The organism is Mesorhizobium sp. M5C.F.Ca.IN.020.29.1.1 (assembly GCF_003997375.1).
Taxonomy (GTDB): domain Bacteria; phylum Pseudomonadota; class Alphaproteobacteria; order Rhizobiales; family Rhizobiaceae; genus Mesorhizobium; species Mesorhizobium wenxiniae.
This window is the reverse complement of the sequence record NZ_RZSW01000072.1, coordinates 1-16,960: the sequence shown is the minus strand read 5'-3', so window position 1 is coordinate 16,960 and position 16,960 is coordinate 1. Positions and strand designations below refer to the sequence as shown.

General features: G+C 62.0%; 14 protein-coding genes. 9 read left to right on the top strand and 5 right to left on the bottom strand.

Annotated elements, in window-relative coordinates; translation table 11 throughout:
- From glp to EOA85_RS08815, 5 genes are all read left to right on the top strand, one after another.
- Positions 1-1,188, top strand: a 1,188-nt coding sequence (glp, locus tag EOA85_RS08835; RefSeq protein WP_164759562.1) for a gephyrin-like molybdotransferase Glp, incomplete at its 5' end; no start/stop codon positions are given.
- Between the two features lie 117 nt (positions 1,189-1,305).
- Positions 1,306-1,545 (top strand): sulfurtransferase TusA family protein, encoded by a 240-nt coding sequence (locus EOA85_RS08830; RefSeq protein ID WP_127209119.1) that lies wholly within the window; start codon positions 1,306-1,308, stop codon positions 1,543-1,545.
- 228 nt (positions 1,546-1,773) lie between these two features.
- On the top strand, positions 1,774-3,447 hold the full coding sequence (locus EOA85_RS08825; protein WP_127209118.1) for an NADH-ubiquinone oxidoreductase-F iron-sulfur binding region domain-containing protein: 1,674 nt from the start codon (positions 1,774-1,776) through the stop codon (positions 3,445-3,447).
- 1 nt (position 3,448) lies between these two features.
- Positions 3,449-6,238, top strand: coding sequence for a formate dehydrogenase subunit alpha (fdhF, locus tag EOA85_RS08820; RefSeq protein WP_127209117.1), 2,790 nt, complete (start codon positions 3,449-3,451; stop codon positions 6,236-6,238).
- Between the two features lie 693 nt (positions 6,239-6,931).
- The gene (locus EOA85_RS08815; RefSeq protein ID WP_206523266.1) at positions 6,932-7,726 is read left to right on the top strand and encodes an inositol monophosphatase family protein; all 795 of its coding nucleotides are present in this window, start codon (positions 6,932-6,934) and stop codon (positions 7,724-7,726) included.
- Here EOA85_RS08815 and EOA85_RS08810 read toward each other — a convergent pair.
- Genes EOA85_RS08810 through EOA85_RS08800 form a run of 3 tightly spaced genes read right to left on the bottom strand, consistent with a single transcriptional unit; the run spans position 7,716 to position 12,102 of the window.
- Positions 7,716-8,792 carry an ABC transporter ATP-binding protein gene (locus tag EOA85_RS08810; RefSeq protein ID WP_095519365.1) on the bottom strand — a complete coding sequence of 359 codons (1,077 nt, stop codon included), beginning with the start codon at positions 8,790-8,792 and terminating at the stop codon, positions 7,716-7,718. The genes EOA85_RS08815 and EOA85_RS08810 overlap by 11 nt on opposite strands.
- Positions 8,792-11,074 carry an iron ABC transporter permease gene (locus tag EOA85_RS08805; protein ID WP_127209116.1) on the bottom strand — a complete coding sequence of 761 codons (2,283 nt, stop codon included), beginning with the start codon at positions 11,072-11,074 and terminating at the stop codon, positions 8,792-8,794. The genes EOA85_RS08810 and EOA85_RS08805 overlap by 1 nt, the downstream gene beginning before the upstream one ends.
- A 2-nt stretch (positions 11,075-11,076) precedes the next feature.
- A complete protein-coding gene (locus EOA85_RS08800; RefSeq protein ID WP_095518946.1) occupies positions 11,077-12,102 on the bottom strand; it encodes an ABC transporter substrate-binding protein in 1,026 nt (341 codons plus the stop codon).
- A 919-nt stretch (positions 12,103-13,021) separates the two neighbouring features.
- Between EOA85_RS08800 and EOA85_RS37365 the strand changes: the two genes are divergently transcribed.
- Positions 13,022-13,180, top strand: coding sequence for a hypothetical protein (locus tag EOA85_RS37365; protein WP_164759561.1), 159 nt, complete (start codon positions 13,022-13,024; stop codon positions 13,178-13,180).
- A 318-nt stretch (positions 13,181-13,498) separates the two neighbouring features.
- On the top strand, positions 13,499-13,975 hold the full coding sequence (locus tag EOA85_RS08790) for a hypothetical protein (RefSeq protein WP_127209115.1): 477 nt from the start codon (positions 13,499-13,501) through the stop codon (positions 13,973-13,975).
- A gap of 293 nt (positions 13,976-14,268) precedes the next feature.
- On the opposite strand, the gene soxR is transcribed toward EOA85_RS08790, so the two are convergent.
- Positions 14,269-14,703 (bottom strand): redox-sensitive transcriptional activator SoxR, encoded by a 435-nt coding sequence (gene soxR, locus EOA85_RS08785; protein ID WP_127209114.1) that lies wholly within the window; start codon positions 14,701-14,703, stop codon positions 14,269-14,271.
- 86 nt (positions 14,704-14,789) lie between these two features.
- On the opposite strand from soxR, the gene EOA85_RS08780 reads away from it, so the two are divergent.
- Together EOA85_RS08780 and EOA85_RS08775 are read left to right on the top strand one after the other, a co-directional pair.
- The gene (locus EOA85_RS08780) at positions 14,790-15,512 is read left to right on the top strand and encodes an SDR family oxidoreductase (protein WP_127209113.1); all 723 of its coding nucleotides are present in this window, start codon (positions 14,790-14,792) and stop codon (positions 15,510-15,512) included.
- Entirely contained in the window at positions 15,509-16,543 is a 1,035-nt protein-coding gene (locus EOA85_RS08775) for an S-adenosylmethionine:tRNA ribosyltransferase-isomerase (protein WP_127209112.1), read from the top strand. Before EOA85_RS08780 ends, EOA85_RS08775 begins: the two co-directional genes overlap by 4 nt.
- 185 nt (positions 16,544-16,728) lie before the next feature.
- Here the strand turns inward: EOA85_RS08775 and EOA85_RS38050 are convergent.
- Positions 16,729-16,960, bottom strand: a 232-nt coding sequence (locus EOA85_RS38050) for a hypothetical protein (protein WP_206523265.1), incomplete at its 5' end; no start/stop codon positions are given.

The following is a 16,960-nucleotide window of genomic DNA, read 5'->3' as shown; positions in this document are numbered from 1 at the left end:
CTGATTGCTTCACGGCTGACCGTTGTGGACGAGACCGAAACCGTCCAGCTGGCGAATGCCGATGGGCGCGTCCTGGCGAGAGATTTAGTTGCGCCGCTGCCCCTGCCGCCTTTCACCAACTCAGCCGTCGACGGCTATGCACTGCGCGGCGACGACCTGCCGGGAACCGCTGAAAAAGCTTTCCTCGTGAGCGACAGGATCCAGGCCGGGGTGGCCCCGGATCGGCCCGCCGCGCCCGGACAAGCCATACGCATCTTCACTGGCGCTCCGCTGCCGGAGGGGGCAGACACGGTCTACATGCAGGAAGATGTCCGTGTCGACGAGACCGGCAGGGTCATTCTTCCGCCGGGCCTGAAAAGGGGAGCCAACGTGCGGCCGGCGGGCGAGGATGTCGCAGCAGGCAAGGTGGTCCTGCAGGCCGGCCAGCGCATGCGCCCGCAAGATGTTGCGCTCGCCGCGGCTCTCGGCATGACGCAGCTCGAAGTCCGGCGCAAAGTTCGCGTCGCGATCTTCTCGACCGGCAACGAGATCGTCGCGCCGGGAAATGTCCGGGGACCGGCCCAGCTTTTCGATTCGAACCGTTTCATGCTTATGGCCATGCTCGCAAGAGTGGGCTGCGAGACCACCGATTTGGGCATTCTGACTGACGACAGCAGCCTGATCGCGGATGTGCTGAGCGAGGCTGCCCCAGGCCAGGACCTGATCCTGGCCTCCGGCGGGGTCTCGACCGGGGAGGCCGACTGCGTCAAGGCAGCACTAGAGAGTGTGGGCACCCTGGTATTCTGGCGGGTGGCCATAAAACCCGGCCGACCAGTCGCCATGGGGGTGATCAGGGGAACAGCCTTCATTGGGCTGCCCGGAAATCCGGTGGCGAGCTTCGTCACATTCGCCCATATTGCGCGCGCCGCGATCTTGGCACTGGCCGGCGCACGGCAGCAGCCACCAATTTCGCGGCCTGTGCGGGCCGCCTTTTCCTACCGAAAAAAGCCGGGGCGACGCGAATATGTGCGGGTAAGCCTGCGTGGAACGCAGGACGGTACATATGAAGCCGTCAAATTCCCGCGCGAGGGCGCGGGCCTGCTGTCTTCTTTGGTCCAAACCGACGGCCTTGTCGAACTCGGCGAGGAAGTAGCCCAGGTAGAGCCGGGTCAGACCGTTCAGTTCCTCGCCTATTCGGACCTGAATTGACGAACGCCGTGGGGCCGGCGCACGCAGTTTGCCGAGACCCCTGGCGGCTCTCATTTGCGGCAGCCGGGAGGCCGTGGCCGTTGACGACCGGTGACCGGTCCGCCATGGTGCGCCACCATGACAACGAGACAGCTCGATCTGACGGGATTGAAATGTCCCTTGCCGGCGCTGAAAACCCGCAAGGCGCTCAGCGGCATAAGGCCAGGCGAGCGTCTTGAGGTCCGTTGCACCGATCCGCTGGCGGCCATAGACATTCCCAATCTGATCAACGAAACGGGCGACCGCCTGGAGGCGACGGAACGGGATGGCGACCACATCATTTTCTTGATCGAGAGGGCGCAAGCTGCCCCGGTATAAACCGTGCGACAAATCAGGGCGCAGATCAGTTCTGTCGCGGCGCCCCGGGATGCTAAAAATTGCCAGACCGGCATTGCTTCAACTCGTGTGGCAGGTCCTTGATCAAAGGTGCGCCGGGCTCAAGGGCAGGATACGGCTCACTTGAACTGTAATGCGGGAAACTGACAACGATATCGGTGGCTTGAGCCGCCTTCCTCAGACGAAGGGTTCGCGCCGGGAGGAGAGAGAATGACAATGCAGCAACGGCGGTCCCCGGATCGCGGACCCAAAGGGCGGGCGCTGGATGACGTGGCCCTGGCAGATGTCCGGGAACTTCTTGGCCATCGCGAACGGCGCCGGGATCTCTTGATCGAGTTCCTGCATCTGATCCAAGACCACCACGGTTGTCTGTCGGCCGCGCATCTGTGCGCGCTTGCCGAGGACATGCGCCTGTCCCAGGTGGAGGTTTACGAGGTCGCGACCTTCTACGACCATTTCGATATCGTGAAGGAAGGCGAGGCGCGGCCCGCGCCGCTGACAATCCGGGTTTGCGAATCGATAAGCTGCATGCTGGCGGGCGCGGAACGCCTGTTTGGCGAACTGGCCGGCGACGCCGACCCGCAGGCCATCCGCGTCATGCGTGCGCCCTGCATGGGCCGCTGCGCCACCGCCCCTGCCGCGCGCGTCGGCGACCGCGAAGTCGACCACGCGACAAGCCACAAGCTGTTGGCGATGGCGAGAGACGGGGACATCCGCACAGCGGCGCCTGACTATGTCGGCTTGGATGCCTATCGCGCTGCCGGTGGGTATCAGCTCTTGCAGAAAGTGCGCGACGGCGTGCTGACCACGAATGCCATTATCGAGATCATGGAGCACGCCGGCCTGCGCGGCCTCGGCGGCGCCGGCTTTCCGGCCGGCAAGAAATGGAGTTTCGTGCGCGGCTATCCAGGGCCGCGGCTGATGTCGATCAATGGCGACGAAGGCGAGCCTGGCACTTTCAAGGACCGCGTCTATCTTGAAAGCGATCCGCATCGTACCTTAGAAGGGGCGCTGATCGCTGCCTACGCGGTGGAGGCCAAGCGCGTTTACTTCTACATGCGCGACGAATACCCAGCCGTGCTCGCCATTTTGCGCGCCGAGATCGCGGCGCTCGAGGGGGCCGGCATCGTCAAGCCCGGCTTCATCGAACTGCGGCGCGGCGCCGGCGCCTATATTTGCGGCGAGGAAAGCGCGATGCTGGAAAGCATCGAGGGCAAGCGCGGCATGCCCCGACACCGGCCTCCTTATATTGCCGAAGTCGGCCTTTTCGGACGCCCGACACTCAACCACAACGTCGAGACGCTGTGGTGGATTCGCGACATCGTCGAGAAGGGGCCCGAATGGTTCGCCGCTCAAGGCAAGCCCGGCCATCAGGGAATTCGCTCCTGGTCGGTTTCCGGACATGTGAAGGAGCCGGGTGTCAAGCTGGCCCCGGCCGGCGTCACCGTGCGCGAATTGATCGAGGATTATTGCGGCGGCATGGCAGACGGGCATGAATTCAAGGCCTATCTGCCAGGTGGAGCCTCGGGGGGCATCCTTCCGGCGTCGATGGGCGACATTGAACTCGATTTCGGCGGCGAACTCGCCAAACAGGGCGCCTTTGTCGGCTCACATGCGGTGGTCGTGCTTTCGCAAGCCGACAATATCAAGGATGTGACCCTCAATCTCATGAATTTCTTCAAACATGAGAGTTGCGGGAAATGCACGCCGTGCCGGGAAGGAACCGAAAAGCTGGTAACGCTCTTGAAAGAGAAGGGCGTGCCCAACGAGACGGCGATGCGCGACCTTGAAACAGTGATGCGAGATTCCTCCATCTGCGGTCTTGGCCAGGCGGCGCCCAATCCGGTCAATCACCTTTTGACGCATTTTAGGGATGATCTTTGAAATGGCAGATGGCGTCATATTCACCCTCGACGGTAAAACGGTCACAGCTGCTGACGACGAGACCATTTGGGACGTTGCGAAGCGCGAAGGCACCAGGATCCCGCATCTGTGCCATGTTGACATGCCGGGCTATCGGCCAGACGGCAATTGCCGCGCGTGCATGGTCGATGTCGAGGGCGAGCGGGTGCTCGCCGCCTCCTGCATCCGCAAACCTTCCGCCGGAATGGTGGTGAAGACGGATACCGAACGGGCCAGGAAATCGCGCGAGATGGTGTTCGAGCTTCTCGCCAGCAATATGCGGCCGGCGGCCGACGGTCCGGATCAGCAGTCGATGTTCTGGCAGTGGGCTGGTTCGATGGGGATCTCGGGCGATCGCTATAGCTCAAAATTTGCCAGCGACGATGTTCGGCCGGAATTCGACATCACGAATCCCGCCATTGCCGTCAATCTCGATTCCTGCATCACTTGCGGCGCCTGTGTGCGGGCCTGCCGCGAGGTCCAGGTCAACGATGTGATCGGCATGGCCGAGCGCGGCAATCACTCGCTTCCCGTCTTCGATATGCATGATCCGATGGGCCTGTCGACTTGTGTCACCTGCGGTGAATGCGTTCAGGCCTGCCCGACCGGCGCGCTCTACGAAAAGTCGCTGATGGACAAGACAGGCAAGACCCGCGTCATACAGGAATTCGACAAGGTCATCGACACGCTGTGCCCGTTCTGTGGCGTCGGCTGCCAGACCAGCGTTGCCGTCAAGGACAACAAGATCGTCCAGGTCGATGGCCGTAACGGCTATGCCAACGAGAACCGGCTCTGCGTCAAGGGGCGTTTCGGCTTCGATTATGCCATGTCGCCTGAACGGCTGACGAAGCCGCTTATCCGCCGCGACGACGCCCCGAAATCGGGCGATTTGGACATGCGCGGCGTCGATCCGCTGACCGTGTTTCGCGAGGCTACCTGGGAAGAGGCGCTCGCGCGTGCCACCGGCGGGCTGAAGCGCATTCTCAAGGATCATGGCGGGCAGGCGCTGGCCGGCTTCGGTTCGGCGAAAGGCTCCAACGAAGAGGCTTATCTGTTCCAGAAGCTGGTGCGCCAAGGCTTCGGCACCAACAATGTCGACCATTGCACGCGGTTGTGCCACGCATCGTCGGTCGCAGCACTCATGGAAGGCGTCGGTTCGGGAGCAGTTTCGGCGCCCTTCAACGACGCGCTGAAGGCCGAATGCATCATCGTCATCGGCGCGCGGCCGACCACCAACCATCCGGTCGCCGCGACCTATTTCAAGCAGGCGGCCAAGCGCGGCGCCAAGCTGATCGTCATGGACCCGCGTGGCCAGGACCTGATGCGCCATGCGTCGCATTCGCTGCGGTTCAAGGCTGGCAGCGACGTCGCCATGCTGAACGCGCTGATCCACGTCATCGTTGAGGAAAAGCTCTACGACGAGCAGTATATCCAGGCCAACGCTTCCGGATTCGAGGCGCTGAAGGCCAAGGTGAAGGATTTTTCGCCCGAAGCGATGGCCGAGGTCTGCGGTGTCGAGGCGAGCGTTCTACGCGACGTCGCCCGCACCTACGCGACCGCCGAGCGGTCGATCATCTTTTGGGGCATGGGCATTTCCCAGCACACACACGGGACCGATAATGCGCGCTGCCTGATCGCTCTGGCGCTGATCACCGGACATGTCGGCCGGCCGGGAACCGGCCTGCACCCGCTGCGCGGCCAGAACAACGTGCAGGGCGCATCCGATGCCGGGCTCATCCCGATGTATTTCCCCGACTATAAATCGGTCGAGAACATCGACATCCGCGGCGCCTACGAGAACTTTTGGGGCCAGACGCTGGACCCCAAACGGGGCCTGACGGTCGTCGAAATCATCGACGCCATCCATGAAGGCGAAATCAAGGGCATGTACATAATGGGCGAGAACCCGGCCATGTCCGATCCGGACCAAACCCATGCCCGGCAAGCACTGGCCATGCTCGACCATCTCGTGGTGCAGGACATCTTCCTGACCGAGACCGCCTGGCATGCAGATGTGGTGCTGCCGGCCTCGGCACATGCCGAAAAGCTCGGCACATACACCAACACCAACCGGCAGGTGCAGATTGGGCGTCCAGCGCTCGAACTGCCAGGCCAAGCGCGTCAGGACTGGGAACTGATCGTCGAACTGGCGAGGCGCGTGGGTCTGGACTGGAATTACGGCCATGTGTCGGATGTCTATGCCGAGATGGCCAGCGTCATGCCTTCGCTCAAACACATCTCCTGGGATCGCGTCGAACGCGAGGGATCGGTTGTCTATCCGGCCGACGGCCCCGACAAGCCGGGCAACGAGATCATCTTCTCGTCCGGATTCCCGACCGCAGACGGACGCGGCCGCATCGTGCCGGCCGATTTGCTACCGCCCGATGAGGTGCCCGATGAAGAGTTTCCACTGGTGCTCACCACCGGCCGCTTGCTCGAGCATTGGCACACCGGCGCCATGACGCGCCGGGCGGGCGTGCTGGACGCGATCGAGCCATACGGGATCGCCGCGATGAACCCTTATGAGATCAAACGGCACGGCCTACGCCAAGGGGAGATGATTGCGGTCGAGACGCGGCGCGGCACGGTGGACGCCATCCTCCGCGCCGATCGGGAGGTCGCCGACGGCATGGTGTTCATGCCGTTCTGCTTCAACGAAAGTCCGGCTAACATGCTCACCAACCCGATGCTGGACCCCTACGGCAAGATTCCGGAGTTCAAATACTGCGCCGCACGAATTGCGCCGGCGGCGAAGGCCGAAGCTGCCGAATGAAACCGATATCACGCCATCTACACGACCCGGAGGACTGGGCGTGCCATTGGTCGGCCCGCAGCCCGCGTTCGCTTCGCAAGCGTCTCCGAACTGTGCGGTGCTGTCCGGCCTAACGTCCATCTGGTCGAGCTCTGAGGCCGAGGCAATTGAAGCGGCTGGCCTGCTGGCCGCAGCCCGTCCAAGTGGATGAGCACCTTGGCGAGAATGACCGCTCCGCAACAGGCTTCCTTCCACCCGCCGATTTCGAACGAGTCGCTTACTCCTGCTTCGCTAATCCACATGAGAGTGTCCGCGGATGGGACCGTGCGATGCCCAGGAACTCAAAGTACGGGCCGTGTTTCGCTTCTTTGGGACCCATCCGACGGTGATATTGCTTTCGTCGCACGGCGGTGTCGGCACGCTCTTGCTCTGCGAGCTACTGGATGCGCCGATTTCGCGCAGTCGGGATCAACCGTTCCCTGGACATTTCTTCACTTTCGAGTGGCCGGGATACGAGGTCATCCACGAGTGGCGGCCGATCGCCGAGGGTTAAAATCAAGCTTCCCCCCGAAAAATCGGCGATCAATACAAACGGCTGACGAACGAACGGAAGCAGAAACAATGACACAATTACCTGCGTGAATGATCCTGATCAGCGGAAGGCGATGACAACTGCTTTGTCAAAGAGATGGAATCAACAAAGAGCGAGTGCCCATGGCCGGTGGCAATAACGATCGGATGCTGTTTGCGACTGCGTTGGCGCGGCGCGGCGGCGAGCTCGGCCTGCAATATTTCCGACAACTGGAGACGCTCACAATCGAGAGCAAGGGTCATCAGGACCTGGTTTCCGAGGCCGACCGGAATGTCGAGGCGTTTATCCGCCAGGAGCTTGCGACTCAGTACCCGGAAGACGGCGTTATCGGAGAGGAACACGCCGCACTAGCGGGCGGATCGGGTTACACCTGGGTGATAGATCCGATCGACGGCACTGCCAATTTCCTGCGCGGCATCCCAGCCTGGACCGTCGTCATCACCTGCGTCAAGGAGGGGGTGACGGTCGTGGGCGTTATCCATGAACCGTCTACCGGCGAGACTTTTTATGGACGACGCGGCGGCGGAGCTTTCCTCAACGAGCGGCCCATAAAGACGAGTCCGACGACGAGTCTGATGCAAGGCTCGGTCGGAACCGGCTTCTCAAATCGGCGTGAAGCTCGTGCCGTCGCCAAACTGATCGATCTCCTGCTTCAGGAGGGCGGCGTCTTTTTCCGCAATGCATCCGGCGCGCTTATGCTTGCCTACGTCGCGTCGGGCAGGCTGCTGGCCTATGTCGAGGAGCATATGAACGCTTGGGACTGCCTCGCAGGCATGCTTCTGGTCAAAGAGGCCGGCGGATTGGTCGTCCCGGCCGATCCGAAAACGGTCCTGGAGGAAGGAACACTGGTCATCGCGGGCGGTAAGGGCGTGTTCGACAAGGTCCACGCGCTTTGCAAAGAGGCGTTCAGTCTGTGATCAGCACGGGCCCGCGTTCGGGAAAGCCGATGCTTACCGGCTGCCCCGCTCGAAACGCCGTGTCGACATCCGGCGAGATTACGAAGACTTCGCCGAATTGCGTGGCGACTACGAATTCGAGGTGGCTGCCGACATAGGTCACTTTTTCAAGTGTGCCGGGCAAAGTGCCGGGAGCATTCGGTTCACCAATCTCGAGTCGGCTCGGTCTCGCCGCCAGCTTGGCTGGCCCCGGTTTGCGGCCGCGAGCCGGCAGCTTCAGGACAGCGGATCCCAGCTGCACGGTGGCGCTGTCGCCCTCGACCGACACCACCTCGCATTGGAACATGTTGGCTTCGCCGATGAAGTCGGCCACGAAAGCATTTGCGGGCTGCTCGTAGAGCTCGCGTGGCGTGCCGTCCTGAGCAATCACCGCATTGTTCATGACAATGATGCGATCGGAGACGGCGAGCGCTTCCTCCTGGTCGTGGGTGACATAGACGACCGTCAGGCCGAGTTTCTGCTGAATCTCGCGGATCTCCTCGCGCACGCGCCGGCGCAGCTTGGCATCCAGGTTCGACAAAGGCTCGTCGAAGAGCAGCACCTGCGGCTCCAGAACCAGCGCCCGCGCTACCGCCACTCGCTGTTGCTGTCCACCCGAAAGCTGGCTCGGCAGGCGGTCGCCGAAGTTGGAGAGTCCGACCAGCTCAAGCCCTGCTCTGGCCCTCTCGGCCGTCTCCTTCCTCCCGAAGCCGGAAAAGCCCAGGCCGTATTCGACGTTCTGGGTCACGGTCATGTGCGGGAAAAGAGCGTAAGATTGAAACACCATGGACACATCACGATCGGTAGCCGGCAAACGGGTGACGTCGGCGCCCCCGATCAGGATCTGGCCGCCCGTTACCATTTCCAGTCCAGCGATCATGCGCAAGGTCGTCGTCTTGCCGCAGCCCGACGGTCCAAGGAGGGTGACCAGCTTCCCGGCCTCGATGAACAGCGAGACGCCATTGACGGCGGGCGCCTTGCTCTTGCCGTAGATCTTGGTGACGTTCCTGAATTCGACTGAGGCGGCGTTGCTGCGAATTTCGGCCATCATCCGCCTCCCGAGATCGCCGGCTGTGGACGCGCCACCACTGACTGGCTGACATTGGTGCGCGACTGCGCCAGATCGCCGTCGAGACCGCGCCGGCCGATCATGCGGCTGCCAACAGCAAGCTGCATCAGGCCGATCACCGCTAGCATGACACCGATCAGGACGGCGGAATAAGCGATGGCGATGCCGTATTCGTTATTCTCGACGCGGCCGACGATGTAGCTGGTCGACATGTCGTACTGGGCGCTGACCAGAAAGATAATGGCGCTGATGGCGGTCATTGCGCGAACGAAGGAATAAACCAGCGCGGCAAGGATGGCCGGCCGCAGGAGCGGCATCACCACCTTGCGGAAGGTTTGCCAGGAGTTAGCGCCGAGAGTCAGGGAGGACTCGTCAAGGCTGCGGTCGATCTGCGACATCGACGCGACACCCGCGCGAACCCCGACCGGCATGTTGCGGAAGATGAAGGAGAGCACCAGGATAATGCCGGTGCCGGTGAGCTCGATCGGCGGCACGTTGAACGCGATCACATAGGACACGCCGATCACAGTGCCGGGAATGGCGAAGGACAGCATCGTTGCGAATTCGAAAGCGTCTTTGCCGGCAAAATTCTGGCGGACCAGCAAATAGGCGGTCAAGAGTCCGATGGCCGCGGTCAGCGGCGCGGAGATCAAAGCTATTTCCATGGTCGTCCAGAACGAACTCCAGGCCGAGCCGCGCCAGTGGACGCCGAACTCGTTCCACCCGATGGAGAACGCCTTCACGTAGTGTTCAAAGGTCAGAGAGAAATCGACGCCCCACAGCTTGACGAAGCTGCCGTAGAAGATCGTCGCATAAATCAGCAAGGTAAAAAGCGTCCAGACAGCGGCTACCGCGACGACGAGGTTGCGGAATGTTGCCGGCAGAAGCGGGTGGACGCCTGCGTCGCCTTTGCCGGAAACGGTCGTGTAGGACTTTTTGCCGAGCCAGAATCGCTGGGCGTAGAAAGCCCCAAGGGTAAAGAACAGGAGTACGAGGGCGAGGATCGCCGCCTGCGCCTGGTCGTATTGTGCGCCGACAATGGCGAAGAAGATCTCGGTGGACAGAACGTCAAAATTGCCGCCGAGCACCAGCGGATTGCCGAAGTCAGCCATGCTCTCGATAAAGCCGAGCAGAAAGGCGTTGGCTAGACCCGGCCTCATCAAAGGTAGAGACACGGTGATGAAGGTCTGCCATTGATTGGCGCGCAGGGTCTGGGCGGCCTCCTCCAGGGAGGGGCTGACGCCCTCGACCACTCCGATCATCACCAGAAAAGCGATCGGCGTGAAGGCGAGCACCTGGGCCATGAGCAGGCCAGGCAGTCCATAGATCCATCGCGTCGGACGGACGCCGATTAGCTCGGCGAAACCCAGGTTGATGGCGCCCGAGAGGCCGAACAGAAGAATGATGGCGAGGCCGATGACGAAAGGTGGTGTGATGATCGGCAGCACGGTCAGCGCGCGCAACAGCGCGCCGTAGCGAAAGCCAGTACGCGTCACTACCAGGGCAAAGACCAAGCCGAGTGCGGTGGTCATCACGCCGACCAGAATGGCGAGAAACAGCGAATTCCAGGCGACGCCGCAGCGCGGACCGCCGAAAAGGCAGCCGAGATTCCAGATCCGGTCGCTGGAGAGTTTTGCGAGAAAGATGGGAAGCGAATAGTCGCCCTCTTGTGTGAGCAGTGCGCTCCCCAGCATTTGACCGATCGGCATGAAGATGAAGATGGTGACCACGGCGACGACGAAGCCGATCGAGCCGACGACGAACTCGTCGCTGGCCACCGCGCCGCGCGCCGCAAGCCCTAGGGTGAACTGGAACAGGAACGCGCCGCTTACGAGCAGTGCTCCCCAGCCCATGCCGAACTGGCGGTCGTCGAGCTCGCCAACGAGCCAGGTCAGCCATTGCCACTGGAAACCACGCAGACCAATGCCGAAACCTTGAAGCAGGAAGTAGGCGACGCCGGTCGCGCCGACGACGATTAGCAAATTCCCAAAGAAAGGGTCGGACTTCCTGCGCCCCCATAGCAGGAGCGGCGCGAGAAGCAGCGGCCCGAGGGGTGCAAGCCAGAGTTTCTCGCCTTGCAGCACAAGGAAAAGCGCCGGCGCGACGTCATCGTCATGCGGATAGCCGTCCAACAGCCAGGACAAGGTGAAGAAGTTGCTTTCCAGCCCATACCAAGGCAGCAGCGCATAGCCGACCAATCCGACCGCCGTCCACAGGACGACGGTCGGGTGAAGCGCGCTCGTGGCAGTGCGGACGCGCATGATTACTGCGGCAGGGTCGAGACCTCCGTATCCCACTTCTGCAGCAGGCGCTTGCGCTCGGCGCTCGATCCATACTTCTTGAAGTCGTAGTCGATGAGCTTGATGGTCGACAGGTCGGGCGACAGGTCGGACGCGGTGGCGTTCTTATTCGAGGGCAACTGGAACGACTTCACGTCCTTCGCCTTCGACTGCATCTCGGCGGTCAGCGCCCAGTCGTAGAACTGCCTTGCTGCTTCCGGGTTGCGGGCGCCCTTGATCAGCGACATCGAGCCGATTTCATAGCCGGTGCCCTCGCATGGCGCCACCGTGACGATCGGGAAGCCGGCTGCCGTCTGCGTCACCGCGTCATGCATGAAAACGATGCCGATGGTCGTTTCGCCAAGACCCGCGGCCTTAATCGGAGCGGAGCCCGACTTGGTGTACTGGTTGATGTTGGCGTGGAGGGCCTTCAGGTATTCAAAACCCTTTTCCTCCCCCATGAGCTGAACTATCGTGGCGAGCATCGTATAGGCGGTGCCCGATGAGTTCGGGTTGGCCATCTGGATGTGGCCCTTGTATTCCGGCTTGGTCAGATCGGCCCAGCATTTCGGCTCCGGCAGATTGCTCTTGGCCAACAGATCCTTGTTGTAACCGAAGCCGAGCGCACCGGAGTAGACGCCGATCGTCTTGTTGTTGGCGGCTTGCGCCTGCTTGATCGCCCAGTCGTGCAGTTCGCCCCGCATTGGGGACGTATATTCCACAGTCAGTCCTTCTTCGGCGGCCTGGAGATGAGGATCGCCGGTTCCGCCCCACCAGACGTCGCCCTTCGGGTTTCCGGCTTCGGCGCGCAACTGGGCGTATGTCTCGCCGGAGCTCTTGCGGGTCATGTCGACGGTGATGCCGGTCTTTTCCTCGAAGGTAGTCTTGATCTGCTGGCACCAGGCCTCCTCGGCGGCGCAATAGAGGGTGAGGCTGTCGGCGTAAGCCGAGGTGGCGGCAGAGACGAGCATTACAGCCGTTGCCGCCAGACGGACATAGGTCTTGTTCATGTGCGAATTTCCTCCCATTGTTTCGCCGTCTAACAAGCATCAAGCTGTGCTGCGGCGACAACCAGATTGGGAGCTTTTCTGCCGATTTGCAAATCGAGTCGGTAGCGGCCGGAACAGGGCTGCCCATAGGTCCTCCCGCAATGGACCGTCGAAGTTACGTCAGGCGCGACCTCAATGAGATTCACGATTTGAAGGTCAAGGAAACCGAGGGGCGAAGAAGGGTAAACCGATCAGGCAGGTTGCGGCAGTTCCGTTCCGGCTTGACGGCCACGGCACGTAGTGGTGATGCTGATCACCTCCAAGACGACCAACCGCTTCATCGTGCCGAAAGGCTGGCCGATGAACGGCATAAGCGGAAGGAAGACAGCAGTCGCCGAAGCATGGGAAGAGGCCGGCGTTGTTGGCGAGGCATCGAAGGAGCCACTGGCGTCTACGCCTATTGGAAGCGCCTTTCCGGTCACTTCGTGCGGGTAACCGTCAAGGTTTACCTGCTAATCGGTCGTCGATGTGCAGCCTGACTGGAATGAGCGTTCCCAGCGGCAACGCGCCTGGCTCCCGCCAGCCGACGCTGCGGCCCTGATCGATGAACCCCAACTGGTCAGTCTCGTGAGATCGATGGCTCAGGCTCCTGTGCCCCGAACCAGCGGTCAGCTACATCTATCGGCAAAGTCCAGCGAATACCGCATCTGGCCAACCCTGCCGCGATTTACGCTAACGTCGGAAGATGGCGCAGAGCACGGGCCCATTTTCCGACAATCCTGGGGTCGTCTTGCGGGTGCAGAGTATCTCCGCGGTGGCCGCGGGCCGCAGCGACTACTGATGCCGTCGCTGTCGCGACGCGCCGCTGCTTGGCAAGGGACCTCACGGGGAATGGTCGCCAATGGGTCGGATTTGGCTCAGGTCCCCGATGATTTCAGAGTTGGCCTCACGCAATGACGAAGCGCGAATCCTTGGCGTGTTTGACACGGTGAACAAGAAAGAAGCTGCGATCGATCACCGCCAGTTAGGGCAGCAAATGCAGATTGTCGCGAACGCGTCGATGTTGGACGTTCGCTCCGCCATGATTTCCAAGCTTTGAGAACACAGCAGTGGAGCACCTTTGGGCGAAATACGGTACGTTGCTGGTGAGGTCGAACTGCGTGCCTTGACTGCGACGGCTTAGAGCCCGGCTGCAAGCACACGTCGAGCTCCAGGCCTTGATCGGAGTTGCGATCAACTGCTGAAGATACGGCTAATATTCCAAGATCGTCATGGAACGAAGATCGGTCAATCCGGTTTGAAACTTAGTCCGCCGGCCACCGGCAAGTAGCCGCGGACGGCTGGCTCTCCGCCAGAGGCCGGCCGGCCCGCGCCTGAAGATTGGCGCGGGCTACCGGCCATAATCGAGGCCACGCTAATGAGACAAGTCACACGTTTCCCGCTCATTCTAACCTTCATCATGATCCCCACCGCGTTGCTCCATGCTCAGACATGGCTGCCCATTGGCTTCAGGCACTTCGGCTTCGCGTTCGATGTTCCACCCGGGTTTGTGCTGACGCAGCGTTCGGATGAGGGAGCAGCGTTTGAGGGCAAAAACGACGCGTTTCTTACTGTGTGGGGCGCGCGGCTCGGTAAGGCGAGTTTTCGAACCGAGATCGAGCATCGCATGGTCGAGGACGAGCAGAACGGCTGGCAATTGACCTATCGTCGGGTGACGCCGGAATGGGCCAGCTACTCCGGTGTTAAAGACGGCCAAATCCGGTATGTGCGGGCCATCAGAGTCTGCCGGGACCGCGCCACCCTGTTCACCATCAATTATAGCCGCAACGAGAAGATCCCCTACGATCCGATTGTAGTCCGCATGGTACGTTCGCTGAAGGCGGAAGGCTGTTAGGAGGCGCCAGCCCGAATCTGCACGAGTGCGCGATGGAGGCTGTAATCAACGATGTGTACTCATCTCAAGGCAGTTCGATTTGTGCCGCTAAGGTGTGCGTGCTCGGACAGAATGCCATTAAGCCGCCATCCACTGGTTGAAATAACCCATCGGCTGCTATGTTGTCTAAAATCGCAGCGCGGCGATGCAAGTCGAGCCATGCGTTCAATCTACACACAGCGGCAGCCGAGCAAACATGGCAAAAAGTGCACTATCACCGTAATGCTAATGCACCGTAATGCCGTAATGGCAACTCACCCCAGCCAATACCTCGGCCCCGGCCCCTTGCGACCTGCCATATCGGCAGGGTTCGCAAGGCTACAGCGGTCGATCGACAGGCAGCCGCAACCGATGCACTCGGTAAGCCCGGACCTCAGACGCTGCAACTCAGCGATGCGCTGGTCGATGCGCCTGGTCCACCGGCCCGACAAACGCGACCAATCCCGACGTGACGGCACGCGATCGGCTGGCAACTTGGCGAGCTCGGCGCCAATCTCCTCAAGCGTCAGCCCAATTCGCTGCGCGAAGACGATGAAGGCGATCCGGCGCAGCACCGAGCGCGGATAGCGCCTATGCCCCGAGCCGGCCCGCTCGGAAGCGATCAGCCCGCGCTCCTCGTAAAAACGCAATGCCGATGAGGCGACGCCGCTGCGCCGCGACACGTCGGTGATGGTCAGCATGGAATCCATGCATGAAAGAAAGCACAATTCCCGCTTGACTTCAAGTTAACTTGAACTTGTAGCAACGGGCAGTGCAGATTGAAGGAGCACCGGCAATGCAGACGAATATCGAGCTTCAGGGACTTCGCGTGGCGGTCACGGGCGGCACGTCCGGCCTCGGACTGGCGCTTGTGCGGCAGCTTGCCGAGCAGGGTGCGTCCATCGCCTTCGTCGCCCGCACCACCGCGGACGTCGAACGCATCGCCGACGAGACCGGCGCGCACGGGATTGTCGGCGACGTCGGCAAGAAGGAAGACATCTACCCGATCGCGTTGCAGGTCACCGTCAGCCTCGGCGGGCTCGACGTCCTGATCAACAATGCGTCGAGCCTTGGACCTGTTCCTCTGGCGCTCCTTGCCGATACCGAGTGCGAGGAGTTGGAAAAAGCGCTCGCGGTCAATCTCGTCGGCGCGTTCCGGCTGACGAAAGCCCTGTTCGGTGCGCTTGCCGCGTCCGCACGCGAGGGCCGTGGCGCGCTGGTACTCAACATCTCCAGCGACGCGGCGGTGAACGCCTATCCCGGCTGGGGCGCGTATGGCGCGAGCAAGGCTGCTCTTGCCCATCTCACGGCGATTTGGGACGAGGAGGCGAAAGCCGACGGAATCCGGCTCCTCGCGTTCGATCCCGGCGATATGGACACCCCGCTGCACGCGCTGGCGCTTCCTGACGCCGATCCGTCGACATTGAAGCACCCCGAAGTGGCTGCTGCCGAGATCATCGAAAGGATGCTCGACGCGTTGCCGGTCAGCACAACGACTCTCGCCGGGACGCGCGGATGATTGCCGCCGACCGTCCTGATCGGCGCTCCGCCAGGCTGTTCGTCGTCGAGGCAGACGGCGCGATGCGCGACCTGCCGCGCGCTGTGCTCGCGACGCTATTCGATCCCGGCGATCTGGTCGTCGGCAACGACGCCGCGACCTTGCCTGCCAGCTTGCACGGCATGCATGTCCCCAGCGACGAAGCGATCGAGATCCGCCTGGCGGGCTGGCTGTCACTTCCCGATCCAACCCGCTTCATGGCGATTGCCTTCGGCACAGGCGATCATCGCACGCGCACGGAAGACCGGCCGCCGCCGCCTCCGCTGTCACCAAGCGATCGCCTCCAGCTCGGCCCGCTTGAAGCCGTCGTAGAGCGCCTTCTCGACCATCCTCGCCTTGTCGAGCTGCGCTTCCCAGGCAACCGCGCAGCGGTGCTTGCAGGCCTGGCGCGGCACGGCCGGCCGATCCAATACGCGCATGTTCCCGAACCGCTGGCTCTGTGGGATATCTGGACGAAGATTGCCGCCGGGCCGGTCGCGTTCGAGGCGCCATCGGCAGGCTTTGCACTCGACTGGCGCACGCTCCAAGCCTGGCGTCGGCGGGACGTCGGCTTCGCAACAGTCACGCATGCCGCGGGCGTTTCCTCCACCGGCGATCCCGCGCTCGATTCGCGACTCCCTTTCGACGAGCCGTACCGCATCCCCGAGCGCACCGCGGCGCAGGTTGCGCGGGCGAAGCTCCGCGGCGGCAGCATCATCGCGATCGGCACGAGTGTAGTGCGCGCGCTTGAGGCGGCCGCCAGTCCCGACGGGAATGTGCGTGCCGGAAATGGCATTGCGACAGGGCGCATCGCGCGGGACACGCGGCTTCTCGTGGTTGATGCTATTCTCACAGGCGTCCACCAGCCCGGCGAAAGCCATTTCGAGCTCCTGCGTGCCTTTGCCGACGATGCTCTGCTCGCCAAGGCCTCCGCAACCCTCACCGCGTACCGATACCGCACGCATGAATTCGGCGATTCCATGCTGCTCAATCGCCAACCGCTGCATCTATAGCGCGAACAGGACCGGGCCGCCTCCTCCCTGACATGCGTCCATCACGGTCATGGAAGATTGGCACATCGCCGCCACGGTGGCACGCCTGGACGCTGCATTCGGCGAGGCGCACTTCGATCCAGAGATGAGCGGTTGCCTGCTGGCTAGGTTTCGACACACAACGCGGCTTGCAACTTTCACCCGCACTAGCCTGACGACTGGATCTCACGGCTCGCCCAGCACATCGGCAGCCGCTCAAACCTTGCTTCAGCCTCGTGCTGGACATTCCGAACGCTGGCGATATCAGCGGCTTCGTGGTCGCAGATCATGCGCAGCCGGTCAGATGCGACCTGGCTCCGTGGGGAAAGAACGAGAACGGGCTCGAATTCCCCCAGGCATGGTGGCGCCGCCATGACGAGTACGGCAATCGCTGAGTGT